22 protein-coding genes and 1 pseudogene are annotated in these 25,253 nt (G+C 73.4%); 16 read left to right on the forward strand and 7 right to left on the reverse strand.

Annotated elements, in window-relative coordinates:
- Positions 1-7: 7 nt before the first annotated feature.
- Positions 8-943 carry a class I SAM-dependent methyltransferase gene (locus ACIA5A_RS23110; protein WP_396765894.1) on the reverse strand — a complete coding sequence of 312 codons (936 nt, stop codon included), beginning with the start codon at positions 941-943 and terminating at the stop codon, positions 8-10.
- 334 nt (positions 944-1,277) lie between these two features.
- Between ACIA5A_RS23110 and ACIA5A_RS23115 the strand changes: the two genes are divergently transcribed.
- The 4 genes from ACIA5A_RS23115 (at position 1,278) to sbnB (ending at position 5,367) form a co-directional block, all read left to right on the forward strand.
- The gene (locus ACIA5A_RS23115; RefSeq protein WP_396765897.1) at positions 1,278-1,628 is read left to right on the forward strand and encodes an ArsR/SmtB family transcription factor; all 351 of its coding nucleotides are present in this window, start codon (positions 1,278-1,280) and stop codon (positions 1,626-1,628) included.
- A complete protein-coding gene (locus tag ACIA5A_RS23120; RefSeq protein WP_396765900.1) occupies positions 1,628-1,915 on the forward strand; it encodes a hypothetical protein in 288 nt (95 codons plus the stop codon). The genes ACIA5A_RS23115 and ACIA5A_RS23120 overlap by 1 nt, the downstream gene beginning before the upstream one ends.
- Before the next feature lie 156 nt (positions 1,916-2,071).
- Positions 2,072-4,345 (forward strand): MMPL family transporter, encoded by a 2,274-nt coding sequence (locus ACIA5A_RS23125; protein ID WP_396765903.1) that lies wholly within the window; start codon positions 2,072-2,074, stop codon positions 4,343-4,345.
- Positions 4,342-5,367: a 2,3-diaminopropionate biosynthesis protein SbnB gene (gene sbnB / locus ACIA5A_RS23130; protein WP_396765906.1), complete on the forward strand. Its 1,026-nt coding sequence runs from the start codon at positions 4,342-4,344 to the stop codon at positions 5,365-5,367. Before ACIA5A_RS23125 ends, sbnB begins: the two co-directional genes overlap by 4 nt.
- A gap of 2 nt (positions 5,368-5,369) precedes the next feature.
- Here the strand turns inward: sbnB and ACIA5A_RS23135 are convergent, their stop codons facing one another.
- The 3 genes from ACIA5A_RS23135 to ACIA5A_RS23145 form a co-directional block, all read right to left on the reverse strand.
- Positions 5,370-7,292, reverse strand: coding sequence for a BTAD domain-containing putative transcriptional regulator (locus ACIA5A_RS23135; RefSeq protein WP_396765909.1), 1,923 nt, complete (start codon positions 7,290-7,292; stop codon positions 5,370-5,372).
- A gap of 1,210 nt (positions 7,293-8,502) precedes the next feature.
- Positions 8,503-9,693: a cellulose binding domain-containing protein gene (locus ACIA5A_RS23140; RefSeq protein WP_396765912.1), complete on the reverse strand. Its 1,191-nt coding sequence runs from the start codon at positions 9,691-9,693 to the stop codon at positions 8,503-8,505.
- A gap of 95 nt (positions 9,694-9,788) precedes the next feature.
- Entirely contained in the window at positions 9,789-12,635 is a 2,847-nt protein-coding gene (locus tag ACIA5A_RS23145; protein WP_396765915.1) for a BTAD domain-containing putative transcriptional regulator, read from the reverse strand.
- 187 nt (positions 12,636-12,822) lie between these two features.
- On the opposite strand from ACIA5A_RS23145, the gene ACIA5A_RS23150 reads away from it, so the two are divergent.
- A complete protein-coding gene (locus tag ACIA5A_RS23150) occupies positions 12,823-13,677 on the forward strand; it encodes a hypothetical protein (protein WP_396765918.1) in 855 nt (284 codons plus the stop codon).
- A gap of 51 nt (positions 13,678-13,728) precedes the next feature.
- Here the strand turns inward: ACIA5A_RS23150 and ACIA5A_RS23155 are convergent, their stop codons facing one another.
- Positions 13,729-15,477, reverse strand: coding sequence for a DUF1996 domain-containing protein (locus ACIA5A_RS23155; RefSeq protein ID WP_396765921.1), 1,749 nt, complete (start codon positions 15,475-15,477; stop codon positions 13,729-13,731).
- Positions 15,478-15,679: 202 nt separating this feature from the next.
- On the opposite strand from ACIA5A_RS23155, the gene ACIA5A_RS23160 reads away from it, so the two are divergent.
- The 5 genes and pseudogenes from ACIA5A_RS23160 to ACIA5A_RS23180 all read left to right on the forward strand — a co-directional run bounded on the left by ACIA5A_RS23160 (position 15,680) and on the right by ACIA5A_RS23180 (position 18,347).
- On the forward strand, positions 15,680-16,054 hold the full coding sequence (locus ACIA5A_RS23160; RefSeq protein WP_396765924.1) for an ArsR/SmtB family transcription factor: 375 nt from the start codon (positions 15,680-15,682) through the stop codon (positions 16,052-16,054).
- Positions 16,051-16,488, forward strand: a pseudogene (locus tag ACIA5A_RS23165) (SRPBCC domain-containing protein); the annotation flags it as partial. The gene ACIA5A_RS23160 and the pseudogene ACIA5A_RS23165, both read left to right, overlap by 4 nt.
- A gap of 48 nt (positions 16,489-16,536) precedes the next feature.
- On the forward strand, positions 16,537-17,100 hold the full coding sequence (locus tag ACIA5A_RS23170; RefSeq protein ID WP_396766054.1) for a dihydrofolate reductase family protein: 564 nt from the start codon (positions 16,537-16,539) through the stop codon (positions 17,098-17,100).
- Positions 17,101-17,144: 44 nt separating this feature from the next.
- The gene (locus tag ACIA5A_RS23175; RefSeq protein WP_396765927.1) at positions 17,145-17,594 is read left to right on the forward strand and encodes a GNAT family N-acetyltransferase; all 450 of its coding nucleotides are present in this window, start codon (positions 17,145-17,147) and stop codon (positions 17,592-17,594) included.
- A 93-nt stretch (positions 17,595-17,687) separates the two neighbouring features.
- The gene (locus ACIA5A_RS23180) at positions 17,688-18,347 is read left to right on the forward strand and encodes a Type 1 glutamine amidotransferase-like domain-containing protein (protein ID WP_396765930.1); all 660 of its coding nucleotides are present in this window, start codon (positions 17,688-17,690) and stop codon (positions 18,345-18,347) included.
- Positions 18,348-18,362: 15 nt separating this feature from the next.
- On the opposite strand, the gene ACIA5A_RS23185 is transcribed toward ACIA5A_RS23180, so the two are convergent.
- Positions 18,363-18,944 carry a TetR/AcrR family transcriptional regulator gene (locus ACIA5A_RS23185; RefSeq protein WP_396765933.1) on the reverse strand — a complete coding sequence of 194 codons (582 nt, stop codon included), beginning with the start codon at positions 18,942-18,944 and terminating at the stop codon, positions 18,363-18,365.
- Between the two features lie 61 nt (positions 18,945-19,005).
- Here ACIA5A_RS23185 and ACIA5A_RS23190 point away from each other — a divergent pair, with 61 nt between their 5' ends.
- Positions 19,006-20,019 carry a hypothetical protein gene (locus ACIA5A_RS23190; RefSeq protein ID WP_396765936.1) on the forward strand — a complete coding sequence of 338 codons (1,014 nt, stop codon included), beginning with the start codon at positions 19,006-19,008 and terminating at the stop codon, positions 20,017-20,019.
- On the opposite strand, the gene ACIA5A_RS23195 is transcribed toward ACIA5A_RS23190, so the two are convergent.
- Positions 20,016-20,477, reverse strand: a complete 462-nt coding sequence (locus tag ACIA5A_RS23195; RefSeq protein WP_396765939.1) for a hypothetical protein — start codon at positions 20,475-20,477, stop codon at positions 20,016-20,018. The two genes, ACIA5A_RS23190 and ACIA5A_RS23195, sit on opposite strands and share 4 nt — an antisense overlap.
- Positions 20,478-20,730: 253 nt before the next feature.
- Between ACIA5A_RS23195 and ACIA5A_RS23200 the strand changes: the two genes are divergently transcribed.
- From ACIA5A_RS23200 to ACIA5A_RS23220, 5 genes are all read left to right on the forward strand, one after another.
- Positions 20,731-21,690: an acyl-CoA dehydrogenase gene (locus ACIA5A_RS23200; RefSeq protein ID WP_396765941.1), complete on the forward strand. Its 960-nt coding sequence runs from the start codon at positions 20,731-20,733 to the stop codon at positions 21,688-21,690.
- Positions 21,684-22,427, forward strand: coding sequence for a PIG-L deacetylase family protein (locus ACIA5A_RS23205; protein ID WP_396765944.1), 744 nt, complete (start codon positions 21,684-21,686; stop codon positions 22,425-22,427). The genes ACIA5A_RS23200 and ACIA5A_RS23205 overlap by 7 nt, the downstream gene beginning before the upstream one ends.
- Positions 22,424-23,050 (forward strand): SAM-dependent methyltransferase, encoded by a 627-nt coding sequence (locus tag ACIA5A_RS23210; protein ID WP_396765947.1) that lies wholly within the window; start codon positions 22,424-22,426, stop codon positions 23,048-23,050. Before ACIA5A_RS23205 ends, ACIA5A_RS23210 begins: the two co-directional genes overlap by 4 nt.
- Before the next feature lie 5 nt (positions 23,051-23,055).
- Complete coding sequence (locus ACIA5A_RS23215; RefSeq protein ID WP_396765950.1) at positions 23,056-23,745, forward strand: glycosyltransferase; 690 nt, start codon at positions 23,056-23,058, stop codon at positions 23,743-23,745.
- A 75-nt stretch (positions 23,746-23,820) separates the two neighbouring features.
- Positions 23,821-25,191 (forward strand): CoA transferase, encoded by a 1,371-nt coding sequence (locus ACIA5A_RS23220; protein ID WP_396765953.1) that lies wholly within the window; start codon positions 23,821-23,823, stop codon positions 25,189-25,191.
- Positions 25,192-25,253: the final 62 nt, after the last annotated feature.

Here is a 25,253-nt window from a genome sequence, read left to right on the forward strand (position 1 = left end):
TCTGCGGTCAGGCGCCGACGGCCTCGCCGATCACCACGCAGGAGATGGTCAGCTTTTCCTCGCGGGCTCGCTGCTCGCTGTGCCCGGTCATCGGGAACGTGTAGGTGCTCAGCGGCCGGACGCCGCACTCCCGGGTGAAGGCGAAGAACTCCTCGGGGGTGCGCCAGAGGTAGATGTGGTCCGGCGAAGGGCTGTTGACCGGCACGTTGAGGAAGATCCGTCCCCGTTCGCTCATCAGCTTGAGCAGTGACGTCAGCACTCCGGCGGGGTCCTCGACGTGCTCGAGCACTTCGCTCGCCACCACCAGGTCGAAGGTGCCGTCGAGCGGGCCGGAGCGGATGTCGTGGCAGACCAGGGACGTCTCGCGCGCGCCCAGCGCGGCGAGGTTGCGCCGGGTGTGCCGCAGCGCGGACTCGCTGATGTCCCAGCCCGCGACCTCGCCGGTGACGACCTCCGCGGCGAGGGAGAGCAGCAGGCCGTGCCCGGGACCCACCTCGAGCAGCCGTTCACGGTCGCCGCCGCGGCGCCGCAGGAACTCGTGCTGGTAGACCTCGTCGACCCGGGCGTGATTGGTCCACAGAATGTGCGACAGAAGCAATCCCTGCTGGTAATAGGTCATGTAGGGGTCGTTCAGCAGGCCCGATTCCCAGACCTCGTCGACCGAGGTGAATCGGTAGCGACCGTGCCGGCGGAAGAACAGTTGCTCACCGGTCAGTCGCCGGCAGGCCCACCGGTATCCGGCGATCACCTCGTCGAGTTCGCCGGCGGTGAGCACGGCGATCCGACGGGCCACGGCCTCGGCGGCGGCGAGCTGTTCGGGGGACTCCTCGGCGAAGCGTTGTGCCAGGAAGGCGGCGTGTTCAGGCCAGATCTCGGTGACCCGGGTGACGATGTCGGTCAGCGCGCCGCCGGAAGGAAGGGGGATGGTGCTGGTGAGGGACATGGTTTTTCCCTGTTGGCTGATCGTCAATTCGGTCGGCCGACGCTAACACCGGCGATCCCGGTCGGGTGGGGCTCGCCATTTGTTTGGACAGGGCCGCGATAAATAGGGCCAACATAGGTTGATCATCGATGCGGGGACTAGAACCATACCGTCGCTCTCGGGCTCCTCCGGGGCGATGCGGGACGGCGGGGCCGGTGGCGTGCGACGCCCGTACGGGGTGGCGGGCCGCGGGTCGGCGGGGTCGGGTCGGGAGCTTTCGGCGATCGGAGGTTTGGCATCGCAATCGCGGCGGGCATGTGCAATAATTTCTTGGCATGAGCCCTAGGGAGTCTGCATGGACACGGAGGCGATGACGGGCGACGGCCTGCTCCGAGTGTTGGCGGCCCTGGGCAATCCGCATCGCCTGCGCGTCATCGCCGCCCTGGTCAAACGCACCACCTATGTCAGCGAACTCGCGCGAGAGCTCGAGATCAGCCGCCCGCTCCTGCAGGTGCACCTGCGCAAGCTGGAGGGTGCCGGGCTGGTCACCTCGACACTCAAGCTCTCCGACGAGGGCAAAGCGATGAAGTTCTACGAGGTGACCAACTTTTCACTGCAGCTCGATCCGAGCGTGATCGCCACCGCATCGAAGACACTCAGCGGCCTGACGGAGGAGCCCGGACAGGCGGAGAAGGGGAACGGATAATGGACTACCAGCCGACACCGGACGACTACACCTGGCCGGCCACGGCGGCCATCATCGGCCTCTTCATCCTGGTCACGGCCGTCGTGACGGTCCTCATCTGGCACCGCTCCGCAACCATCCGCGCCAAGGCCCAACTCGTGCGGGAGCAGGAGTACCGCCAGCTCGCCGAGGGCGCCGTCGCCGCCCAGGAGCGCGCCGACCGGCACCTCACCGAGATCAACTCTCAGCTGCAGGAGGTACGCGGCAGGCTCGACTCCTTCGAGCGGATCCTGAAGGAAGTCGAGTAACAGAGCCCCGAGAGCCGGCCCTCCCGTCGCCGGCCCCCGGTCCCCTCGGTACCGCCCCACCCCACAACGGAGTTCCGCGCTCGCGGGACCGCCGTCGATCGCCCCTGCCCAGATATGCCCCGGGATAGCTTCACCACCGAGGAAGGAAACGCCCGCATGACCAGCTCGAAAGACCCGGTCACCACAGAGCGGCCGCGGCGCGCGCCGTTCGTCGAGCGGATCGTGATGTGGTCCGTGCGCCACCGCCTCCTGGCGATCGGCGGTTGGTTCGCCGTCGTAATCATCGGCCTGCTGGCGGGCGTGCTCGTCACCGGCGACGAGGCCCGCACCACCGACCCGGGCGAGGCCGGCCGCGCCCAGCGGGTCATCCGCGCCGAGCGTGCCGACGAACAGATCCGGGAGAACGTCCTCGTCCAGGGCAAGAACGGCGAGTCGTTCACCGACCCGAAGGTGCGGCAGGCCACCGAGGACGTCGTGAACACCCTGCGCGGCCTGAACGGCCAGGTGACGGACATCCGCTCGCCGCTCGACCCGGCCGCCGGCCGCCTGGTCTCCCCGGACGGGCGTTCCGGTCTGGTGTCCTTCCAGATCGCCACGCCGGTGGAGAACATCCCGAGAAACTTCGACGAGTCGGCAGCCGCGATCGAGAAGGTGGCCGGACGGCACTCGGACGTCCGGGTGCTCCAGGCCGGCGACATGAGCATCACCGCGGCGGCCAACGGCGCCTACGACGACGACTTCCGCCGGGCGGAGATCATCACCCTGCCGGTGACGATCGTGATCCTGCTGATCGTCTTCGGCGCGCTCGTCGCGGCCGGCATCCCGCTCCTGCTGTCGCTCACCGCGGTGCTGGCCACCCTGGGTCTGCTCCAGGCGATCGGCCACTGGATGCCGGTGAACAGCACGGTCGCCTCGATGGTGCTGCTGATCGGCATGGCCGTCGGCATCGACTACTCGCTGTTCTACCTACGCCGGGAACGGGAGGAACGGCTGGCGGGCCGCAACGTCGTCGAGGCGTTGCGCATCACCGCCCGGACCTCCGGTCACGCCGTGGTGGTCTCCGGGCTCACCGTGATGCTGTGCCTCGCCGGGCTCTTCCTGTCCGGCATGGACGTCTTCAACGGCGTCGCCGTCGGCACCATCCTGGTGGTCGGGCTCACCGTGCTCGGCTCGGTGACGCTCCTCCCGGCGATGCTGGCCCTGCTCGGGCACCGGGTGGACCGCGGCCGGCTGCCCTGGCTGAGCCGCCGCCGCACCGCGGCCGCCGAATCCCGGGTGTGGTCGCGCGTCGCCGGCGGCGCGGTGCGGCGTCCGCTCCTGTGGGGCGGGCTCGCCACCCTGCTCCTGCTCCTGCTGGCGGCGCCCGCGGCGCACCTGAAGCTGCGCGATCCGTCCCTGACCGACAGCCTTCCCCGCAGCCTGCCGGCGGTCGACGCGGTGGCCCGCATCGAGGAGGCGTTCCCGGGTGGGCCGAGCCCGGCCCAGGTCGTCGTCTGGGGCGACAAGGTCGACAGCCCGGAGGTCAGGGCCGCCGTCGAGCGGCTCGGCACCGAGGTCGCCTCCCGTCCGGCGCAGTTCGGCACCACGCTGTCCACCGCCCAGGTCGGCAACGCGCTGATCGTGAAGGTGCCACTGGCCGGCACCGGGACGGACGAGGTGTCGAACAAGTCCCTGGCGACCCTGCGCGAGGACCTGCTCCCCGCCACCGTCGGCGCGGTCGACGGCGTCCAGGTCGCGGTGGCGGGCGACACCGCCGTGGCGCACGACTTCGCGGCGGCGCTGAGCGGGCGTACCCCGTGGATCTTCGGTCTGGTGCTGGCGCTGGCCTTCGTGCTGCTGACCGTCACGTTCCGGTCGCTGACCATCCCGGTGGTCTCGATCCTGTTCAACCTGCTGTCCATCGGCGCCGCCTACGGCGTCATCACCTGGGGTTTCCAGGACGGGCACCTGGCCTCCCTGCTCGGCTTCACCAGCTATGGCGGCGTCGTCAGCTGGCTGCCGTTGTTCATGTTCGTCATCCTGTTCGGACTGAGCATGGACTACCACATCTTCATCCTGAGCAGGGTCCGCGAGCGATGGCTCGCCGGCGCGGATCCCAAGACGGCGGTCACACGCGGGATCTCCAGCAGTGCCGGCGTGGTCACCAGCGCGGCGGTGATCATGGTCGCGGTGTTCTGTATCTTCCTGACCCTCACCGCGGTGGAATACAAGATGCTCGGGGTCGGCATGGCGGTGGCCGTCCTGATCGACGCGACGGTCGTCCGAGGGGTGCTGCTGCCGGCCGTGCTCTCCCTGCTGGGTCGGGGCGCCTGGGCCTTCCCCGGCCGGCGGGACGACCGGCGGCCGCAGCCGGAGGCCGAGGCGACCGTCCCGACCGTGGACGGCTCCGATCCGGACGTCGCGGTGAGCACGGCGGGGCCGCAGCGATGAACCAACCGCCTCGCTTCGCCGTGGTCTCCGGAGTGCAGGTCCGGGGCGTCCTGCAGGGTCGGGAGGACGTCGTCACCCGTATCGTCGAGTCCGCCTACCGGCTGCACGGCACCGCGCAGACCATCAACCCCGATTCCTACTTCCTGCGGTTCCCGCAACGTCCGGCCGACCGCATCATCGCGTTGCCCGCCTCGGCCGGCGGTCACGTCAACGTGCACGGCATCAAGTGGATCTCCAGTTTCCCGGACAACACGGAGCACGGTCTGCCCCGGGCGTCCGCGGTGACCATCCTGAACGATCCGGAGACCGGGTACCCCTTCGCCTGCATCGAGGGTTCGATCATCAGCGCGGCCCGGACGGCGGCGTCGGCGGCGCTGGCGGCGATGCAGTTGAGCACCCGCCGGGGCTCCGTCCCCCGGCGGGTCGGGTTCGTGGGCGCCGGCCTCATCGCCCGATACATCCACACCTACCTGGAGCGCAACGGCTTCGTCTTCGACGAGGTCGGCGTGCACGACACGCTCCCGGACAACGCCGAGCGGTTCCGCAGGTACCTGGAGCGGACCCGGTCCGCGCCCGGCCGGGTGTACGCGGACGTCGACTCCCTGCTCCGCGCCAGTGACCTCGTCGTCTTCGCCACCGTGACGGGCAGCCCGCACGTCACCGACCCGGCGCTCTTCCAGCACAACCCGCTCGTGCTGCACGTATCGCTGCGGGATCTGGCGCCGGAGATCATCCTCTCCGCGTTCAACGTGGTCGACGACATCGATCACTGCCTCAAGGCGGGCACCTCACCGCATCTCGCCGAGCAGCGTGCCGGCAACCGTGACTTCATCGCCGGCACGCTCTACGACGTGGTGACGGACAACCTCGAGATACCGGCGGACCGGCCGGTGATCTTCTCACCGTTCGGTCTCGGCGTCCTCGACCTGGCCGTCGCCCGGTACGTCTACGACGAACTGGCGGGCGAGGGTGTGTTGCACGAGATCGTCGACTTCTTCGACGAGCTGAAGCGGTACGGCTGAGGTCAGTATCGCCCGGGGGTCGGCACCAACGACGGTGCCGGCCCTCCGGCCTGCACCGTCCGCCGCGCGTACCAGGCCGGCGAGTGGGCGTCGAGGCGGGTGCGGGGGACCGGGGTGCTCAGGGTGGGCAGGTCGTTCGTCGGCTCCTGCAGCCGGTCGTGCGCGAAGAGGCGGACCAACTGGTGGACCCGGTAGCGGCATCCGCCGCTGTCGTCGAGGCTGGCCAGGTCCAGCATCCGGACGTCGACGAGGCCCTCGGCGAGGTGCTCGGCCTCGGCCTCGGTGACACCGAGCAGGGTCGCGACGGTGGCGGAGGTGAACGAGTCCAGTCCGGCCGTCGCCAGGCGCAGCAGGGCGAGCCGCTGGATCGCCCCGAGCCGCTGGAAGCTGCGTTCGAGGCTGGCGCGTAGATCGAGGTCGCCGACCCGCAGGGAGTCCAGCAGATCGTCCGTGAGCCGGTCGGCGAGGTGCGTCAACGTCCAGTGTGGTCTGCTCACCAGACGGATTCCGGCGATCCGCACGGCCAGGGGCAGCGAGCCGCACAGCTCGACGATCCGTCGCGCGGCCTCCGGTTGCGCGTCGACCCGCTCCGTACCGACGATCCGGCGGAGGAGGTCGAGCGCCTCCTCCGGGGAGAACGGTGTGAGTGACACGGTGTGCTGACCGGCCGCGATGCTCAGGAAGGGCCGGGAGGTCACCATCGTTCGGCAGTGCACGCCACCCGGGAGCAGCGCCCGGATCTGGTTGGTGTCGGCGGCGTCGTCGAGCATCAGGAGGACCCGGCGGTTCGCCAACAGGCTGCGGTAGAGGTGCGTGCGCTCCTCGAGGGACCGTGGCAGCGGCTCGGCCGCACCGAGCGCGCGGAGCAGGACGGCGAGCGCCTCCCCGGTCGGCAGCGGCGCGTGCGTGCTGCCCCGCAGCTCCAGGAAGATCTGGCCGTCCGGGAAGTCGTCGGCACACATGTGCGCGGCCCGGACCATGAGCGCGGTCTTGCCTACCCCGCCCATGCCGGTGACCACGAGCGTCGAGTGCTGCGGCTGGTCGGCGGCGCCGCGGCGCAGCAGGCGGGTGGCCTGGCGCAGGGCGTCGGGATGACCCACGAAGTCCTGGGTGTCAGCCGGGAGCATCGCCGGAACCGGTTGGCCGACGTCGATCGGCTCGGTGCTCGCGGGCGGCGCCGGCTGCGGAGCCCGGTCGCCGTCGGCGTGCAGCAGCAACTCGTACGCGGATCGCAGGGTGGGGCTCGGGTCCACGCCGAGCTCCTCCTGCAACAGCCGACAGCCCTGGTAGTAGACGTCGAAGGCTTCGGCCTGCCGGTCGGACCGGTGCAGCCCGGTCATCAGCTGGGCGCGGAAACGCTCGCGCAACGGATGCGCGCCCACGATGCTGATGAGTTCCGGCAGGATCTCGCGGTGGCGGCCCAGCGCGAGGTCGGCGTCGATCCGGGCCGCCAGTGCCTCGATCCGGACCTCCTCGATGCCCGGCCGCTCCCGTTCGCCCAAGGGAGCGCTGACGTCGGCGAGGGTGGGGCCGCGCCAGAGGCCGAGCGCGGACCGGAGCAGGTCGGCTGCCTGCTCGTGCTCGCCTCGCTGCAGGGCCGCCCGCCCGGCGCGGTGCCGGCGCTCGAACTCCCGGTAGTCGAACCAGGCTGATCCGACGGTCAGGACGTAGCCGGTGCCCTGCCGGGCGATGCGAGCTGACCGGCCGAGTTGCCGGCGCAACTGCGAGGCGTACGTGTAGATCTGGGCCTGGTAGGTCGCCGGCGGCCGGCTTCCCCACAACATCTCGCTGAGGGTGCTGTCGGACAGGACTCGTTCACCAGCGAGCAGCAGTGCGGCCAGGAAGGTGCGTTGCTTCGAACCCTTGAGGCCGATCTCCGTGGTGCCGGAGAGGACCTTGACGGGTCCGAGGATGCGGATCTCCATGGTGCGGCTCCTTGACGGCGCGCATCGTCCCGGCGGCGGCGCGACTGCGCGGCCAGCCGGGCAACAGGGCGGGCAGGCTCGGATGTGCGAATGGGTGGGGTCCCGTCGCGAGGCGAACGGGACCGAATGTCACCTGGTGTGCTGGGGAGAGCCTGCTCGCCGCGGCGCGGTACGGACACCCCGATCGCCGATTCGGCACCGCGATTGAGGCGCGTCAAAGCGCAAAGTCAATGGCGCAAGCATATTTCCAACCCCCGTTGGTTCGGCGAAGAACATCGCACGCGGCGCCAGCATACACGAGAAGATACGGAGGAACTACCTTGCGCTCATGCCGTCGGGGGGATGCGGATCGCCTTTCATCGGGCGCGGCTTAAGCCGTCTTGGGGCGGGATGCCCGGCATGTCGCGCCGCGCTGCCGCGTGTTCGGCGCGGACCGGATTCCTCTTCCGGCCCAGGTCAACCGCGTTGGTGGGCCCCCGAGGAGCGGCCTTTCGCGCATTTACCTCATTGATGCCGCCGGGGCGACCCGACTCTCGGTTTTCGCCTTCGACCGGCCCCGGGAGCGTGCACTTTATCGCGACCGCCTCGACTGCGTTCGACCTGTGCAGACGGCCGTTTCGGAGCGCTTGTCACGCGGGTTGCCCGAGTCAGATATGCGGCAGGGGTAGGCGTCCGTATTCGCCCGGACGGTTCGGGTCGGCGTCCGGCTCGCGGGGGGCATCCGCCGGCCCGGCCGGGTGTGGTTCCGAATCAGCCCCGTCCTCCCGCTGTCGCCTGGCCTCAGGGGGTGTGCCGGCGGCCAGGGCGAGCCCGACGGCGTGGTCGAGCGTCGCGGCGGCCACCTCCGCCGGTGCGAGCTCATCGAGCAGCGCCGCCACCCGGCGTAGTTCCGCACCGACACGTAGCGGGTGGGTTTCGGTCAGTAGGGCGGCGATCCCGGCGGCCAGGGACGGGTCGGCACCACCACGGCACGGATGGCGGGGGCACGGCTCCGCCGTGGGCGTGTCGGTAGCCTCATGCCTGGTCACCACGCAGCCATCCTGCCGAGACGGCCTATATTCGGCCGATATCGCGGTGGCACCCGGCCTGTTCTGTTCGGGAGGGGTTACCCACCCGTCCGTCGCCGACCCGCCCCGAAGGACCCGCGTCGAGTGACCCGATCACCGCGTCGTTGGTCGGCACCCGACCGGTCGAGGTGCCCGACAGGGCGTCAGCTTCCGACGCACGCGGCGGTGGCTCCGCCGCCGGTTCCGCTGCCCTGGAATCCGAAGGTGGTGGACTGTCCGGCGGCCAGCCGGCCGTTGTAGCTCTGATTCGCGACGGTGACCGTCCCGCTGGTGCCGCTGGCGACGCCGTTCCACACCGAGGTGATCGACGCTCCGCCCGGCAGGCCGAGCGTGACCCGCCAGCCGGTGAGCGCGGTGGTGCCGGCGGTGACGTCGACCCTTGCCACGAATCCGCCGTTCCACTGGTCCTGCACCGTGTAGACCGCGGTGCAGGCGGGGGAACCGCCGGGCGACGGGCTGGTGGGCGGTGGGGTGGTGGGTGGCGGGCCGTCGTCGAGCGTCAGGTTCTTCTGTCGGACGGTCCACTGGCTGTGGCACAGACCGCAGTCCGCGCCGACGAAGGCGCGCCCTGCGGTGGTGTCGCCCTTGAGGCGCCACTTGAGGTAGAGCACGGCCACCCGGCCGAACTCGCCGCCGTTGGGCTGGTCGTAGGTGCCGCCGTGCCCGACGTCGAGGTTGCCCATGAACGCCGGCAGCCCGGCCGGTAGCTTGCCCCAGTCGTCCATGGCGTTCGGGTAGGCGATGTCACCGGGACCGCCGACGAAGTAGGCGATCGGCTTGGTCAACCGCCGGAGCTGGTAGTCGTCGGCATCGTTGAGCAGGCCGCTGCTGAAGATGCCGGTCGTGGTGACCCGTGGGTCGGCGGAGACGGCGTACGCCTCCAGGCCGCCGCAGGAGAAACCCGCGACCGCGATCCGGGACGGATCGAGGCGGTTGTAGTACTTGCTGGCCGGCCGGGAGTTCTCCGCCACGGCCCAGTCGATGGACTGGGTGAGCATCTGCGAGGTGGTGGAGCCGGAGCCGTTCGGCGCGCCGCTGGCGATGGCGAGGAAGCCGTGGGAGGCGATCTCGCGGAGGAAGGTGCCCTGGGAGAGGCCGTTGGCCGAGCAGCCGCCGTTGCCCCACACGACGATGGGGAGGCGATCGGTCGGGAGCGTCTGGGGCCGGAAGATGGTGTGGTTGGCCAGGGTGGTCGAGGTCTCGTAGTCGGCGGGGTAGGGGCCGGAACCGCCTGTCGCGGCATCGGCCGGCGTGCCGCCGAGCGCCATGACCACGGAGGTGAGCGGCAGCACGACGGCCGCCAGACCCACGAAGACCTTCGATGTCCGTCTCATGCGCCCTCCCGTGGGTGGCGCCGTCGCGCCGCCTGCGGCCACTATCGCCATCACATCGAGATCAGTCAATTGAATGCTCGGCTGTCGGGACGCGTTCACCCCGCGCCGGCGTGACCCGCCGGCATCGGGGCGGCCAGCTTGCCGCGCGGGCGGTCGGCGTCCGGATGGCGCAGCTCGTCGAAGATCACCAGCGCCTCTCGCCAGGCCCGGCGCGCGGCGTCGAGGTCACCGGCGGCCCGCAGGGCGTCGCCGAGGTTGTCCAGCACCTCCGCCTCGTCGTACCGGTCGCCGAGTTCCCGGTGCAGCGCCAGCGCCCGCCGGTAGCAGTCCGCGGCCCGGTCGTGGTCGCCGAGACCGTGCCGGACGAAGCCGAGACTGTCCCAGGTCAACGCCGCGCCGTGCCGGTCGCCGGTCTCCTCGTGCACCCGCAGGGCCGCCCGGCAGCAGCGTAGCGCCGCCTCCGGCTCGCCCAGCCTGGCGTGCATCCAGCCCAGATTGTTGAGCGCCTTGGCCTGCCCGACCCGGTAGCCGCCGGCCCGGTACAGGTCGAGGGCCAGCCGGGTCTCGTCGAGGGCCGCCCGTAGCCTGCCCTGCCGCGCCAGCACCCAGCTCACCCCGAGGTGCGTGTGCGCGCGGCCGGTGTCGTCGCCCATCTCCCGATACAGCTCCAGGTCGCGCCGGTAGTGCCGGTGTGCCGCCTCGTGCTCGCCCGACCAGGTGCAGGCGATGGCGAGCCCCCGGTGCGCCAGCGCCTGACCGGCCAGGTCGCCTCGGCGCAGGGCCGCGGCCAGGGCGGTCCGCTGCGCGGCGGCCAGCTCCGCCCAGTGCCCGCTGCGATCGAGGTACGTGGTGAGGGCCGCCGCCAGCGTCCACGCGTGCCGGTCCAGGCCGGTGCTCGCCGCCCGCTCCACGCACGCCAGCAGGACGTGGTGCTCGGCGGCGAACCAGGCGGTCGCCCACGCGTGCTCCGGGTGGTCGCCCACCGTCACGCCCGGCGCGGGCGGCGGCAGCGCGGCCGGCCGCGCCAACCGGTACGGGTCGAGCAGGTGGTCCGCCGCGTGCGAGGCGTGCAGATAGTGGTCGAGCAGGCGGCGCCGGGCCGCTTCCCGCTCGGCCGGGGGGTCGGTGCCGTGGCACAGCTCCGAGGCGTACGCGCGGAGCAGGTCGTGCATCGCGTAACGGCCGGGTGCCCGCTCGGTGAGCAGGTGCGCCCGGGTGAGAGTGGCCAGCAGCGGGCCGACCCGGGCCGGTGGCCGGCCGACGAGGCTGGCCACCGCCTCCCGCCCGGCGTCCGGGCCGGGATGCAGACCGAGCAGCCGGAACAGGGTGGCCGAGTCGGCGTCCAACGCCCGGTACGACCAGGAGAAGACGGCCCGTACGTCGGTCGCCGGGTCGCCGGTGGCCAGCGCGGTGAGCCGATCGGGGTCGGTGTCCCGCAGCTCGGCGGCCAGTGCCCCCAGCGGCACGTCGGGCTGCCCGACCGCGCGGGCCGCGACGACGGCCAGCGCCAGCGGCAACCCGGCGCAGCGGCACACGATCTCGTCCAACGCGGCCGCCTCGCGCCCGGCCCGACCACGACCGAGCCGACCGGCCAGCAACTCCCGGGCCTCGGCCGGCGGGAGCAGGTCCAGCGTCACCGGGTGTGCCCCGTCGCTGACCACCAGGCCGGTGAGCCGGTTGCGGCTGGTCACCACGACCAGGCTGCCCGCGGATCCCGGCAGCAGCGGCCGCACCTGCTCCTCGTCGCGGGCGTTGTCGAGCAGCACCAGGATCCGGCGGCCGGCGACCAGGGTTCGGAACAGGGCGGCCCGCGCGAGCAGGTCCTGTGGCATCCGCTGGGGCGGCACGTGCAGCGCCTCCAGGAAGCCGCGCAGCGCCTCACCGGGCGGCATGGCCCGACCGTCGAGGTCGAACCCGCGCAGGTTGACGTAGAGCTGCCCGTCCGGGTAGCGGTGCGCGACCCGGTGGGCCCAGTGCACCGCGAGCGTGGTCTTGCCGACCCCGGCGGTCCCGGCGATGGCGGAGATGACCACCGCCCGGCCCGGAGCACCCGCGCCGCCGTCCCGGGCGGCCCCCACGTCGACGGTGGGCAGCAGCGCGTCCAGGTGCCGCAGCGCCGCCGCCCGGCCGGTGAACCAGGCCGGCTCGCCGGGAAGCTGCGCCGGTGGCGGCGCGGTGGGTGGCGCCGGCGCGGGCTCGGCCGGTATGCGCCCCCGCAGCACCCGCAGGTGCGCCCCGCTCAACTCGGGACCGGGCTCCACGCCCAACTCGTCGACGAGGTGGCGGCGGGTCTCGGCGTAGAGCCGCAGCGCGGCCGCCTGCTGACCGCAGCCGGCCAGGGCGAGCAGGTAACCGGCCACCAGGGGCTCCCGCAGCGGATGCTCGGCCACCAGGGGGCGCAGGGCGCGCGCGGTCGCGGCGAACCGGCCGAGGGTGAGCTCCACGGCGGCGAGCCGCTCGTACGCGAGCAGCCGCTGCTCGTCCAGACCGGCGGCGGCCGCCTCGACGAAGGCTCCGGCCGCGCCGGCCAGCGCCGGCCCACGCCACAGCGCCAGGCCGTCGTGCAGCAGCCGCGCGGCCTCCGCCGGCCGTCCGGCAGCCTCCTCGACCCGGGCCCGCTCGACCGCCCCGGTGAACTCGGCGAGGTCCAGCTCGGTCCCGCGTACGGTCAGCCGGTAGCCGCCGCCGTGGGTCGTCAGCAGGTCGGCCGCGCCCGCGTCCCGCAGGGCCGCCCGGATCCGGGAGACGCAGACCTGGACCTGGGTCCGGGCGCTGGCCGGTGGCCCGTCGGCCCAGAGCGCGGACACGACCTGCCCAAACGGCACCAGCTTGTCGGCATTGAGGAGCAGCAGCGCGAGCACCGCGCGTTGCTGCGGGCGGTCGATGGGGAGGACCCGCCCTCCGGCGGTCACCTGGACGGGGCCGAGGAGGGACCACCGCATGGCTTTCCTCGTCGGTAGTGGTCGGACGACGTCAGTCTATGGATCGCGCGGCCGGCGCGACCGGCGCCAAGCCGTCGGATAGTGGACGGCAAGCGGCCCCGCCCAGGCTCCTCTCAGGTCGCCGGCCCACTGGCTCGGCGGGAGGCGGGCCGGCACGTCGCCGGCCCAGGTGGACAGGGAGAGCGACATGCGAGTAACCAGGGGGCGTGGCGCGCTGACGGCCGTCGTGTCGACGGCGGCCGTGGTGGCGGGTCTGGGCTGGGCGGCACCGGCCCTCGCGACGCCGGCGGGGTTGGAGACGGTCATCCAGTCGGTGGGCGAGAGCAGCGTGGACAAGTCGGCGCTCGCGTCCTGCCCGGCCGGCAAGGTGGTCACCGGGGGTGGTGGGTTCCTCCCCGCCGGCTCGTCGGCCGCCGGGAAGGTCGCGCTGGACCGGCTGGAGCCGCTGGCGAACGGGACCGGGTTCATCGCGACGATGCGCGAGGCGGGCCCGGTCAACTTCGCCGGCGACTGGGGGTTGCAGACCCTCGCCCAGTGCGCCACCGCGCCGGCCGGCTACCAGGTGGTGACCGCGACCGGGGCGGTCGGGACGGAGTACGTCACGGCGAGCTGCGGGACCAAGAAGGTCATCGGAATGGGCGGGCGGATCAACAGCGGCCTGGGCGACGTCGTGCTCGACCAGGTGGTGCCGTCGTTCGACCTGACGTCGGTGACCGTCCGGGCGGTCGCCGTGCAGGGCACCGCGCCGGCCGGCTGGAGTGCCACCTCCATCGCGGTCTGCGCCACCGCGCCCGCCGGGCTGGAGCGGGTCGTGGCCACGGGGACGAGCGCGAGCAACTCGTCCGACAGCGGCCTGCGGGCGTGCCCGGCCGGCAAGGGCCTCTACAGTGCGGGCGCGGACATCAACGCCGGCAACGGGCAGGTGCTGCTGACCGGGATCAACATCACCGGGGGGAACACCGCGCGGGTACGCGCGGACGAGGACGCCGACGGCTTCGCCGGCTCGTGGAGCCTCAACGCGTACGGCATCTGCGGGAGCTGACCCGCGGCCGGGGCGGTCGGAGGCGCTGTCGCCTCCGACCGCCCTCGACGACTACCGGCAGTTCCGGCCGCTGTTCAGGCAGGCGGCGATGCGCTGCATTGTCCGGGTGGAGTTGACGTTGATGAAGTCGTTGTGGTCGGAGAACGGGTTGTGGTTCTCCTCGGGGAAGGAGTCGAGGGCGTACTGGCCGCTGAGCTGGACGCGGCGCGGGATGTCGTAGGAGATGGTGATGCGGAGCTGCGGGATCGCGGCGAAGCCCGGCGGGCAGGCGCCGGTGGTCCGGTCGGCGAAGGCGACGTGGCCCCGGTGGTTGGCGCTGTCGGTGTTCCGGCCGTCCCAGCAGCCGGGGAAGTCGTGGACGCGCTGCACCTGGCGGCCGGTGGGGCAGATCGGGTACCGGTCGGAGAGGCGGTCGTCGAAGCCGGAGCAGGTCCAGGTGGCGCGGGCGTTCGCCGGTCCGCGGCTGGTCGGTTTGGCGTCACCGGTCAGCTCGCGCAGGAACCTCGGCATGGGTACGACCTTGCCCACCGGGTTTCCCCGGTACTCGATGAGGACGGCCGCCGGCCGGAGGATCCGGCCGGTGTTGTTGGGCAGTTCCCGGTTCGGTCCCTGCGGGTCCGGCAACGGGCTCGCGGCACCGCTCGGCGGCGTGGCCGGCCGGCCGTCGGACCGGTCGACGGTGCACCGGGCGAGGGTGTCGAGGCCCTGAGGTCGGGCGCCGGCGCGACCGATGGCGACGGCGATCCGGTCGAGCACCGCGGCTCGCCCGGCCGTCAGCGGGCCGAGGACGGCGTTCTCCACGAAGCCCGCGCCACCCGCGCCACGGCCGGTGACCAGGCGTTGGTTGGCCTCGGAGACCTGCCGGTCGAGTTCGGTGAGCGCGTGGTCGACCTCGGCGAGGGCCGGCCCTGGAACGCCCGGCAACCGATCCCGTACCGACGGGCAGCTCACCTGCGGGGTCGCCGAACTCGCGGCGGGGGAGTGCGCGGCGTGCAACCGGGCGTGGACGGCGTCGTAGCTGACGTCGCAGTCGGTCCGCGAGACCAGACCGGTAGGTGCCTGCCCACCGGAGGCACGGATCGCGGCGCCGATGCCGGCCAGCGTCGCCGCGCGACGCACGCGGAGCCACCGCAGCACGTCGTCGTTGAGGCCGACGTCCACGCCGCGGGCACGCGCGACGCGCCGGTTCGCGGAGGCTTCGAGCCGGTCGAGTTCGGTGAGCCCACGATCGACGGCGGCTCGCGCCCCGACGGGCACGGCGGGCAGGCGGTCGCGTACCGCGGGGCACACCACGGCGCCCGAGGTGGCGGCGAGCGCCCGGCGGACGTCGCCGGCGTCGGCGCGCGCGGAGCGGTCGATCCGCACCACCGGCCAGAAGTACGAGGACCTGTCGCCGTTCGCGCACGTGGTGCCCGAGGCGGCGAGGTCCGCGTCGGAGGAGTCCGCGGTGACCGCGAGGTTGCCGACGAAGTCGTGCACGTGCTCGGCGCCGTTCCGCACGCCGGGTTGGGCGACCGGGTTGTCCGGGCTGAACTTGCCGACGCCGTTCGTGCCGCAGTCGACGGTGAACCGGCCGGTCGACGCCTTCGGCCCGGCCGGGGGACGGACCACGTTCGGCCGGACCTGTTCGATGGCCACGAAGGCCGACGGGGCGGTCGCCGCGTCCGCCGCGCCCTTGCCGCCGCCGGAGACGAACGTGGCAGTCAACGCACCGGTCGCGGCGAGCACCACCGCCACCAGGGCCAGTCGCGTGGCAGATGTCGCACCCGGTGGCACCCGCCTCGCATCGCGCCTTGTCATGTCGTCCGCTCCTCGCTCGAAGGGCCGGCCGTCGTCGCGGCCGTCGTCGCACCCGGGTACGGCGACACCGGCCCCCGACGCTCAGCGGTTCGTGCCCACGTCACCGACAGGTAAGAACTCGACCGGGACACGCGTGGCGGTCTTTGACAACATCCCGCGCGCTCCCATACGCTTAACGAGTTGGTTAAGTGAGGAGGATCCGATGGCCGGCACCGATCAGCTCAGCGCGGTGTTCTCGGCGCTCGCCGACCCGACCCGGCGGGCGATCATCGCCGAGCTGGCGGGCCGCGACGCGACGGTCACCGAGCTCACCGCTCCGCTCTCCATCTCGATGCCGGCGGTCTCCCGGCACCTGAAGGTGCTGGAGCGCGCCGCGCTCATCTCGCGCTCGCAGTCGGGCAAGTGGCGCGCGAGTCACCTCGAAGCCGCCCCGCTGCGCGAGGCGGCCGACTGGATCGAGCGCTACCGGCGGTTCTGGGACACCTCCCTCACCCGCCTCGACGCCCACCTCGCCGCGGTGCAGGCCGCCGAACCGGCGACGGACCGCACTGCCGACGACCTCAGGGAACGCGAATGACCACCGACACCGCGCAGCTCGTCATCTCCCGCGTCTTCGACGCGCCCCGGGCGCTCGTCTACCGGGCCTTCACCGAGCCCGAGCACCTGGCGGCGTGGTGGGGCCCGATCGGCAACACCCTGCCGCCCGACGAGATCGAGTTCGACGTACGCCCCGGCGGCTACCAGCGGTGGACGGAGGTCAACCCCGCCGACCCCGACCTGCGGGTGCGCGTCCACGTCGACCTCACCGACGTCACCGACGGCGAACTGCTCGACGGCGTCATGCACGTCGGCGGCCGGCTGCAGGAGGGCGTCGAGCCGTTCGCGACGAGACTGCGCGTCGAGTTCCACGACGAGGCCGACGGGCGGACGCGCCTGGAGATCCGCCAGTGGCTGCCGGAACGGATGGCGCCGCACAGCGCCGAGGGCTGGCGCCAGGCGTTCACCAAGCTGACCGCCGCGCTGACCAGCCCCCAGATCATCAACGGAAGGGCATTGAGCATGGCCAAGCTGACCTACCTGAACAACGTGTCGCTCGACGGCTACATGGAGGACGAGGCCGGCGCGTACGGCTGGCTCCCGATGGACGACGAGCTCTTCGCGTTCTACACCGACCTCCTGCGGTCTACCGGCACGTTCCTCTACGGGCGACGCCTGTACGAGTCGATGGCCCTCTGGGAGACCGAGCCCGCGCTCGCCGCGCAGTCGGACCTGACCGCCGACTTCGCGAGCGTCTGGCAGGCGGCGAGCAAGGTCGTGTACTCCACCACCCTCACCTCCGCGTCGACCGCCGACACCCGGATCGAACGCCGTTTCGACCCCGACGCGGTGCGCGAACTGAAGGCCGGGGCCGACCGCGACCTCACCGTCGGCGGCGCCGACCTCGCGGCGCAGGCCCTCGATGCCGGGCTGGTCGACGAGTGCCTGATGTTCGTCTGGCCCATCACCGTCGGCGGCGGCAAGCCGGGGATGCCGACCGGGAAGCGCGTCGACCTGGAACTGCTCGACGAGCGCCGGTTCCGCAACGGTGTCGTCCTTCTCCGCTACCGCGTGCTCGGACGGTGAGCGACAGCCGCGACCGTGCGCCGGGCGTAGTGGATCGGACGGCGGTGGACGACCCTCAGGTCTCGGTGCGGCGGGCCACCGGCAGCGACGCGGCGGCGGTGGCCGAGCTCGCCGGTCAGCTCGCGCAGTCGTTCCCCTTCTCCCGAACGCGGTTCGACGCCGGCTATGCCGCGTTGCTGGACACCGACGGGGCGGCTCTGCTGCTCGCCGTCGACGGCGATGCCGTGCTCGGCTACCTGCTGGGCTTCGACCACCCCACGTTCTACGCGAACGGGCCGGTCGCCGTGGTCGAGGAGATCCTGGTGCGCGCCGAGGTCCGTGGCCGTGGCGTCGGCCGCGCCCTGATGGCGGCGTTCGAACGGTGGGCCGCGAGCCGGGACTGCGGCCTCGTCACGCTCGCCACCCGCCGGGCCGCGCCGTTCTACGTCGCGCTCGGGTACGAGGAGTCGGCGGTCCACCTGCGTAAGGTGCTGCGGGCGCCCGCCGCGCGGTGACGGCTCGCGATCACGACCGTCCGGTAGCCGGTGAGTTCCGGGCGCTCCCCGGTCTGCAGACACATCGACCGTTCCCGCGACCCTGGAGTCACCGTGAAGCTTCTGCTCACCTCGGGTGGCGTCACGAACCCGAGCATCCACTCGGCGCTCGTGACGCTCCTCGGCAAGCCGATCGAGGAGTGTCACGCCCTCTGCGTCCCGACGGCCCAGTGGGGCCATCCGATGTGCGGCCCGGCCTCGGTACGGAGCTTCGTCGCCGCCGATCCGCCGTCGCGGTACTTACCCGGCCTGGGCTGGGCGTCGGTAGGCGTCCTCGAACTCAGCGCGCTGCCCAGCGTCGGCGCCGAGCGGTGGGTCCCCTGGGTCCGGGAGGCGGACGTGCTCCTGGTCGACGGCGGCGACGCGACATACCTGTGCCACTGGATGCGGGAGTCCGGCCTGGCCGACCTGCTGCCGTCCCTGCCGGACACGGTCTGGGTGGGAGTGAGCGCCGGAAGCATGGTGATGACGCCCCGGATCGGCACGTCCTTCGTCGAGTGGCCGTCCGCGCCGGACGACCGCACCCTGGGCGTCGTCGACTTCTCGATCTTCCCGCACCTGGACGCCTTCCCGACGAACACCCTGGCGCACGCGCGGCGGTGGGCGGCCGAGATCGGCGTCCCGGCCTACGCCATCGACGAGCAGACGGCCCTCACCGTCGTCGACGGCGTGGTCGAGGTGGTCTCCGAGGGGGAGTGGACGAGGTTCGGCTGACAGCCGCCCGGACGGTCAGCCGCGACCGCGCACCAGGGGGAGGAACACCTCGTCCACGATGTCCACGAGCACCTCGTCCGGGACCGAGGGGATGCCGCGCATCGCGTACTCGGCGCGCAGCAGCATCATCGGCGTCGTCGCCACCCGGTGGTGGACGGCCGCTCCCGGCGCCTCGCCCCGGGTCGCGGCCCGTTCGAGCATCGCGATCCACGCCCGGTCCATCGTGTCGGCGCCGGACCGCTCGCGCATGAGGGTGAGCAGGTCCGGGTCGTCGGCCGCGGCGGCGAGCAGGCCGCGCAGGATCACGCCGTACGGCGAGGACCATGTCGCGTTGGCCTGCCGGAGCATCTCGAGCGCGTCGCCGCGCAGCGTGCCGGTGTCCGGCTTCGGCATGGCGGCGTCGGACAGGTGACGGTAGGCCGCGACGCCGAGCGCCGCGCGGTGCGGCCACCTGCGGTAGATGGCGTTCTTGTTGGTGCCGGCGCGGGCGGCGACCCGGTCCATCGTCATCCCCGGGTAGCCGGACTCGCGCAGCTCCTCGGCGGCGGCCCGCAGGATCGCCTGTTCCAGTTCCTCGCCCCGCCGCCTCGTGCCCATGCCTTGCAGGGTACGCGACGTACCTTATAGGGTACGCGGCGTACCCTGAGGAGGTTCGCCCATGCGTGTCTTCGGCATGAACTACGACACCGGCTTCGTCAGCGCCGGGTCCACCACCCACGAGCCGTTCGACAGCGAGACGGTCCGCAGTGACCTGCGGGTCATCCGCGACGAGCTGCGCTGCGACGCGGTCCGGGTCACCGGCGGTGTCCAGGACCGGCTGGAGCTGACCGCGCGGCTGGCCGCCGAGGCAGGGCTGGAGATCTGGTACTGCCCGTTCACCAACGGCCTGGACCGGGCCGGGCTGACGGCGTTCCTGCTCGACGGCGCCGAGCGCGCCGAGCGGCTGCGGCGCGGCGGAGCGTCGGTCGTCTATCTCACCGGCTCCGAGATCTCCCTGTTCACCGACGGCTTCCTGCCCGGTCGTGACCTGACCGAGCGGTTGGCGCTGTTCGCCGATCCGATGCGGATGCGGGAGGCGGTCCCCGCCGCCCGGGCCGCGGTGCGCGCCTTCCTCGCCGACGTGGTGCCCGCCGTGCGTGAGCGCTTCGGCGGCCCGGTCGGATACGCCTCGATCCCGCTCGAGGACGTCGACTGGGCGCCGTTCGACGTCATCGCCAGCGACGCCGGCTACCGCGACGCCACCAACGCCGAGGCGTTCCCGCAGAGTCTGGCGGCGGCCGTAGGACAGGGCAAGCCGTACGCGGCGACCGAGTTCGGGTGCTGCACCTACCGCGGCGCGGCAGACGTCGCCGGCGCGACCGAGCCGGTGACCTACGACGAGCACGGCCGGGCGGCGACGCTCACCGCGCGGCTGGAGCGCGACGAGGAGGGGCAGGCGCGCTACCTCGTCGACCTGCTGCGCGACTACGAGGCCGGCGGGGCGGAGGCGGCGTTCGTGTACACGTTCGCTAATCGGCACCTGCCGACCACCGGCGACCCCGAGCACGACTACGACCTGGCGTCGCGGGGGATCGTGCGCGTCCTGCCGGACGGCTCGTGGACCCCGAAGGTCGCCTTCCACGCCCTCGCCGAGTACGGGCGCTCCCGCACGCCGAGCCCGTCCGCCGGTTAGCCGTCCCCGGCCGGCGACACGGACTCCGGCGCTCCCTCGCCGGCGACGGCCAGGGCCGAGTCGACCCGCTGTCGCAGGCGCTCGTACTGCTGCCGGCACCGACCGGGCGGCCCCGGCGGACGCCGCTGCACCCGGGCGCCGACGACCACCTCGCGCGGGAAGAACTGGTCCGCGGTGAGGTCCACGTCGGTGCCGTCGGGCAGCCGGTTCCAGTAGTGGTGCCCGACCCTGGCCGCACCGACGAAGACCTCGCCGAGGACGAGGTCCCCGCCGAGGAGATCCTGCACGACCAGCGCGGTGACGCCGCACTGACCGCGCGCCGGGTTGCCGGGGTGCCAGTGCGGCAGGTCGTGCGGGTCACAGGTGTCCGCGCCCCAGCTCGCGCGCAGGACCGGCGCCAGCCGCCCCAGGTCGATCGTCGGACGGTCCGGTCGCGGGGTGCGCTCTGTCGATGTCACGGCTGGAGGATGCGCCCTCCACCGGGTCGAGAGTCAACGCGTCCGTGCGACGGTCCCGCCCGTCGGGGCGCGGGTGACGTCGGTCGGGCGAGGTTTCACCGTCGGCGTGAGGGGCATCTTCCGGCCGCCCCGTCCCTGCCGAGATCGGAGTTCGCGATGACTGTCGGCGTCCAGGAACGCCTCCGGTGAGCGCCGTCCGGACGGCGTCGGCGTGGCGTCGCGCGGTTCGGTCCGCGGCAGCGGGGGCCGGCGGGTGACGGTGGGAGGCGAGCAGACGGCGGCGGCGTTCCGGTCGGCCGTGCGCGACGGGCGGCTCGACCTGCCGACGCCCGGTGGCGGACGGACAGCCGAGCGGTTCCGGCGCCTCGCCGACCTCGGTCGCGCCGACCTGGCGCTGGCGCGGCTGGGGGAGGGGCACGCCGACGCGCTGGCGATCCTCGCCGAGCTGGGCGCGACGATCGATCCGGCGTCACGTCGCGTGCCGTGGGGCGTGTGGGCCGCCGCGCCGGCCTCGCTCACCGCGACCGGCGACGACGACGGGTGGCGGCTGACCGGGGACCGACCCTGGTGCTCGGGGGCGGGGCTGCTGTCCCGCGCCCTGGTGACCGCGACCGCCGCCGACGGCGTACGACTGTTCGCCGTCGAGGTGGGCGGGGCCGGCGTGACCCCGCTGCCCGGCACCTGGCCGGCCGTCGGTATGGCCGCCAGCGACAGCCGGACGGTCCGCTTCGACGGCGTGCCCGGAACACCCGTCGGCGGACCCGGCGCCTACACCGCACGGCCGGGCTTCTGGCACGGCGGGGCGGGCGTGGCCGCCTGCTGGTACGGCGGCGCCGTCGGGGTCGCGGACACGCTGCACGCGGCGGCGCGGCGCCGGTCCCCGGGCCCGCACGCGCTGGCGCACCTCGGCGCGGTCGACGCGGCCCTGGCCGCCGCCCGCGCCGTGCTGTTCGCCGCCGCCGACGAGATCGACGCGCACCCCACCCGCGACGCCGACCGGTTGGCGCACCAGGTGCGGGCCGTCGTCGAGGCCACCGCCACCACCGTCTCCGACCGGGTCGGCCGGGCGTTGGGGGCGGGGCCGCTGTGCCAGGACGCCACGCACGCCAGGCGGGTCGCCGACCTGACGGTCTATCTGCGGCAGAGCCACGCGGAGGCGGACCTGGCGCACCTGGGCGAGCTGGTGACGGCGGCGGGTGAGCCCGGATGGTGAGGCCGATCGTCGACGCCGGCACCGGCGAGGAGACGTGGCGCGCGTGGCCGGCGCCGGCCACCTGGCCCGTACTCGATCTCGCCGGTCCGGCACGGACCGCGCCGCCGCTCGTGGTCGTCCCCCATCCCGACGACGAGGTGCTCGGTGTCGGCGGCCTGGTCGCCATGCTCGCCGACGGCGCCGGCGCGGAGATCACGGTGGTCACCGACGGCGAGGCCTCGCACCCCGGCTCCACGGTGTACGCGCCGGCCGAGCTGGCCGGGATCCGGCGGGCCGAGACCGTCACGGCGTGCGGCCGGCTCGGTGTCCCCGCCTCGGCCGTCGAGCACCTCGGGCATCCCGACGGGGGGATCGACGAGCCGGCGCTGGCCGACGCGCTGACCGCCCGGCTGACCCCGGGCCGGTGGTGTGTCACGACGTGGCGCGGCGACGGCCACCCGGACCACGAGGCGGTCGGCCGGGCCGCCGCCGACGCTTGCCGGCGCACCGGTGCGACGCTGCTGGAGTTCCCGGTCTGGACGTGGCACTGGGCCGAGCCGGACGAACCCGACGTGCCGTGGCACCGCGCGCGCCGGATCGACCTGACCGTGGCCGCCCGGTCGGCCAAGCAGGCGGCGATCGACGCCTTCCACAGCCAGATCCGGCCGCTCGGGCCGGCGCCCGCCGACGCCGCGATCCTTCCCCCGCACGTCCTCGCACGCTTCACGCGTCCCTACGAAACGGTGTTCGTGCCATGACCACACCCGGCACCCCCGCCGAGTACTTCGACGACATGTACGCCCGGGCCGAGGACCCGTGGAGCTTCGAGACCCGCTGGTACGAGCAACGCAAGCACGACCTGACCGTCGCCTGCCTGCCGCGCCGGCGCTACCGGTCGGCGTTCGAGCCGGGCTGCTCGACGGGCATGCTCACCCGCCGTCTGGCGGCCCGGTGCGACAGCCTGCTGGCGGTCGACATCGCCGCCGCGGCCGTGGCGAGCACCCGGCGACGCCTCGCCGACCAGGCGCACGTGCGGGTGGAGCGGATGCGCGTCCCCGACGAGTGGCCGGCCGGCGCGGACGCGCGCTTCGACCTGGTCGTGCTCTCCGAACTCGGCTACTACCTCGACGACGCCGGGCTGGACCGGCTGCTCGGCCGGGCGGTGGCGTCGCTCGAACCGGGCGGCACGCTCGTCGCCGTGCACTGGCGGCCGGCGGTCGCCGAGCACGCACGCGGTGGCGACGACGTGCACCGGCTGCTCGGCGACGTGGACGGGCTGGAGCGGACGGCTCGCCACGAGGAGGCGGACTTCCTGCTCGACGTCCTCCTCCGGGTGCCGCCGCCGGCCCGCTCTGTGGCGCAGGCCGAGGGCCTGTGGTGAACCGGATGGCGGTCGTGGTGCCCGCCCACGACGAGCAGGCGGTGTTGCCCGACTGCCTGACCTCGGTCCTCGACTCGCTCCGCCACCTGCCGGTGCGCTCCGAGGTGATCGTGGTGGCCGACGACTGCCGGGACGCGACGGCCGCCGTCGCCCGGCGCCTCGGCGCGGTGGTGGTGACCGTGCGCGCCCGCAACGTCGGGCGGGCGCGCGCCGCCGGCATGGCGCACGCGCTGCGGCACGGCCCGCAGGACCTGTGGCTCGCCACCACCGACGCGGACAGCCGCGTGCCCCGACGCTGGGGTGGATGGCACCTGCGCCACGGCCGCGCCGGCACCGACCTGCTGGTCGGCACCGTACGCGTGCACGACTGGGCACCCCGGTCCGAGCAGGTCCGCACGCGGTTCGAGACCCGGTACCGGCAGGGCCTGACGGACACCGGTCACCGGCACGTGCACGGCGCGAACCTGGGCTGCGCCGCCACCGCCTACGAGCGACTCGGCGGGTTCGCCGACCTGCGCCACGGCGAGGACCACGACCTCGTCGAGCGTGGTCGCCGGGGTGCCCTGCGGGTCGTCGCCGACGCCACCTGCCCGGTCCGCACCAGCGCCCGGCGACGAAGCCGCGCCCCGCACGGCTTCGCCCGCTATCTCGACGCCCTCGACGACCGGCCTCCGGTGGTAGGCGGAAGGGCCTGAGCGGGCTGCCGTCCCGCGACCACGAGTCCGGGCAACGCGCCCGCGCCCGCCGGCGGGAGCCGTCAGGATGTGCGCATGAGGACCCTGGTCGACGTGCTGACCGACCTGGGGCTGGCCGCTTCCGGCCCGCTCCTGGTCGGGGATCCCCGACCAGGTGCGCTGGCGTCACCGCTCGCCGTCGCCGACTGCGCCGTCGCGTCCGTGGCCGCCTGCCTCGCGGCGGCCGCCGACCTGGCGCATGACCGCACCGGCCGGCGACCCGACCTCACGCTCGACACCGAGCACGTGGCGGCGGCGGTACGCGGCGAGGTCTGGCTCCGCGACGCGGACGGGCGGGGGATCGACGGCTTCGCCCCGCTGTCCCGCCTCTGGCCGGCCGGGGACGGCTGGATGCGTACCCACGCGAACTATCCGTGGCACCGGGCGGCGTTGCTGTCGTCCCTCGGGGTGGCCGACGGGCCGGACGCCGAGGTGCGTGCCCGGGTGGCCGACGTCGTCGCCGACCGCCCGGCGCGGGAGGTCGAACGCGCCGCGTACGCCGCCGGCGGGCTGGCCGTCGCGGCCCGTACCCGGGCGCAGTGGCTGGCGGACGGCGAGGAGGACCCGGCGGGGACGGCCCCGCTGGTGACCATGACGCCGCTCGGCCGCGCCACCGGCCCCCTGCCCGGCCCGGGTCGCCTGCCGGCGTCGGGCGTGCGGGTGCTCGACCTGACCCGGGTGATCGCCGGTCCCGTCGGCACCCGGATGCTCGGCGCGCTCGGCGCGGACGTGCTGCGGGTCGACGATCCACGCCGGCCGGAGCTGGCCCTGCACGCGGTCGACGGGGTGATCGGCAAGGCCAGCGCCACCCTGGACGTCGGCACGGAGGCGGGCCGCCGGACGCTGCACCGCCTGCTCGACCGGGCCGACGTGCTGGTGACCGGCTACCGGCCCGGCGCGCTGCGCCGTCTCGGCCTGGACCCGGACCAGGTCGCCGACCGGCACCCCGGCACCAGCGTCGTCACGCTCTCCGCCTGGGGCACGACCGGGACCTGGGGCGCCCGGCACGGATTCGACAGCCTGGTGCAGGTCGCCACCGGCATCGGTTGGGCCACCAGCCCCGACGGCGACCGGCCCGGCGCGCTGCCCTGCCAACTGCTCGACCACGCCACCGGCTACCTCGTCGCCGCCGGCGCACTTGCCGCGCTGGGCCGGCGCGCCCGCACCGGTGACGCCACCCACGTGTCGGTGTCCCTCACCCGGACCGCGCGATGGCTGCTCGACCAGGGCAGCGACCCGGACGGGCCGAGCGCCGGCGACGACCCGGAGCGCCGCGCCGACGCCTACCGCATCCCGCTCGGCGACGGGTGGAGCGGAATCAGCCCGCCGGGTCGCCTGGACGGCCGTTCCCTGAGCTGGCCCCACCTGCCGCCGGCGTACGGGCAGGCGCCGGCGCGTTGGAGCTGACCCGCCCGTTTGTGGGGCGGGCGAGCCGGGCATCAGGCGTGCACACGACGAGAGGGGATGCG

The organism is Micromonospora sp. NPDC051300, assembly GCF_044455315.1.
Lineage (GTDB): Bacteria > Actinomycetota > Actinomycetes > Mycobacteriales > Micromonosporaceae > Micromonospora > Micromonospora robiginosa.

Coding starts and splice junctions, on each gene's coding strand:
- ACIA5A_RS23110 (WP_396765894.1), bottom strand. CDS start 943: ATGTCCCTCACCAGCACCATCCCCCTTCCTTCCGGCGGCGCGCTGACC.
- ACIA5A_RS23115 (WP_396765897.1), top strand. CDS start 1,278: ATGGACACGGAGGCGATGACGGGCGACGGCCTGCTCCGAGTGTTGGCG.
- ACIA5A_RS23120 (WP_396765900.1), top strand. CDS start 1,628: ATGGACTACCAGCCGACACCGGACGACTACACCTGGCCGGCCACGGCG.
- ACIA5A_RS23125 (WP_396765903.1), top strand. CDS start 2,072: ATGACCAGCTCGAAAGACCCGGTCACCACAGAGCGGCCGCGGCGCGCG.
- sbnB (WP_396765906.1), top strand. CDS start 4,342: ATGAACCAACCGCCTCGCTTCGCCGTGGTCTCCGGAGTGCAGGTCCGG.
- ACIA5A_RS23135 (WP_396765909.1), bottom strand. CDS start 7,292: ATGGAGATCCGCATCCTCGGACCCGTCAAGGTCCTCTCCGGCACCACG.
- ACIA5A_RS23140 (WP_396765912.1), bottom strand. CDS start 9,693: ATGAGACGGACATCGAAGGTCTTCGTGGGTCTGGCGGCCGTCGTGCTG.
- ACIA5A_RS23145 (WP_396765915.1), bottom strand. CDS start 12,635: ATGCGGTGGTCCCTCCTCGGCCCCGTCCAGGTGACCGCCGGAGGGCGG.
- ACIA5A_RS23150 (WP_396765918.1), top strand. CDS start 12,823: ATGCGAGTAACCAGGGGGCGTGGCGCGCTGACGGCCGTCGTGTCGACG.
- ACIA5A_RS23155 (WP_396765921.1), bottom strand. CDS start 15,477: ATGACAAGGCGCGATGCGAGGCGGGTGCCACCGGGTGCGACATCTGCC.
- ACIA5A_RS23160 (WP_396765924.1), top strand. CDS start 15,680: ATGGCCGGCACCGATCAGCTCAGCGCGGTGTTCTCGGCGCTCGCCGAC.
- ACIA5A_RS23170 (WP_396766054.1), top strand. CDS start 16,537: ATGGCCAAGCTGACCTACCTGAACAACGTGTCGCTCGACGGCTACATG.
- ACIA5A_RS23185 (WP_396765933.1), bottom strand. CDS start 18,944: ATGGGCACGAGGCGGCGGGGCGAGGAACTGGAACAGGCGATCCTGCGG.
- ACIA5A_RS23190 (WP_396765936.1), top strand. CDS start 19,006: ATGCGTGTCTTCGGCATGAACTACGACACCGGCTTCGTCAGCGCCGGG.
- ACIA5A_RS23205 (WP_396765944.1), top strand. CDS start 21,684: ATGGTGAGGCCGATCGTCGACGCCGGCACCGGCGAGGAGACGTGGCGC.
- ACIA5A_RS23210 (WP_396765947.1), top strand. CDS start 22,424: ATGACCACACCCGGCACCCCCGCCGAGTACTTCGACGACATGTACGCC.
- ACIA5A_RS23215 (WP_396765950.1), top strand. CDS start 23,056: ATGGCGGTCGTGGTGCCCGCCCACGACGAGCAGGCGGTGTTGCCCGAC.
- ACIA5A_RS23220 (WP_396765953.1), top strand. CDS start 23,821: ATGAGGACCCTGGTCGACGTGCTGACCGACCTGGGGCTGGCCGCTTCC.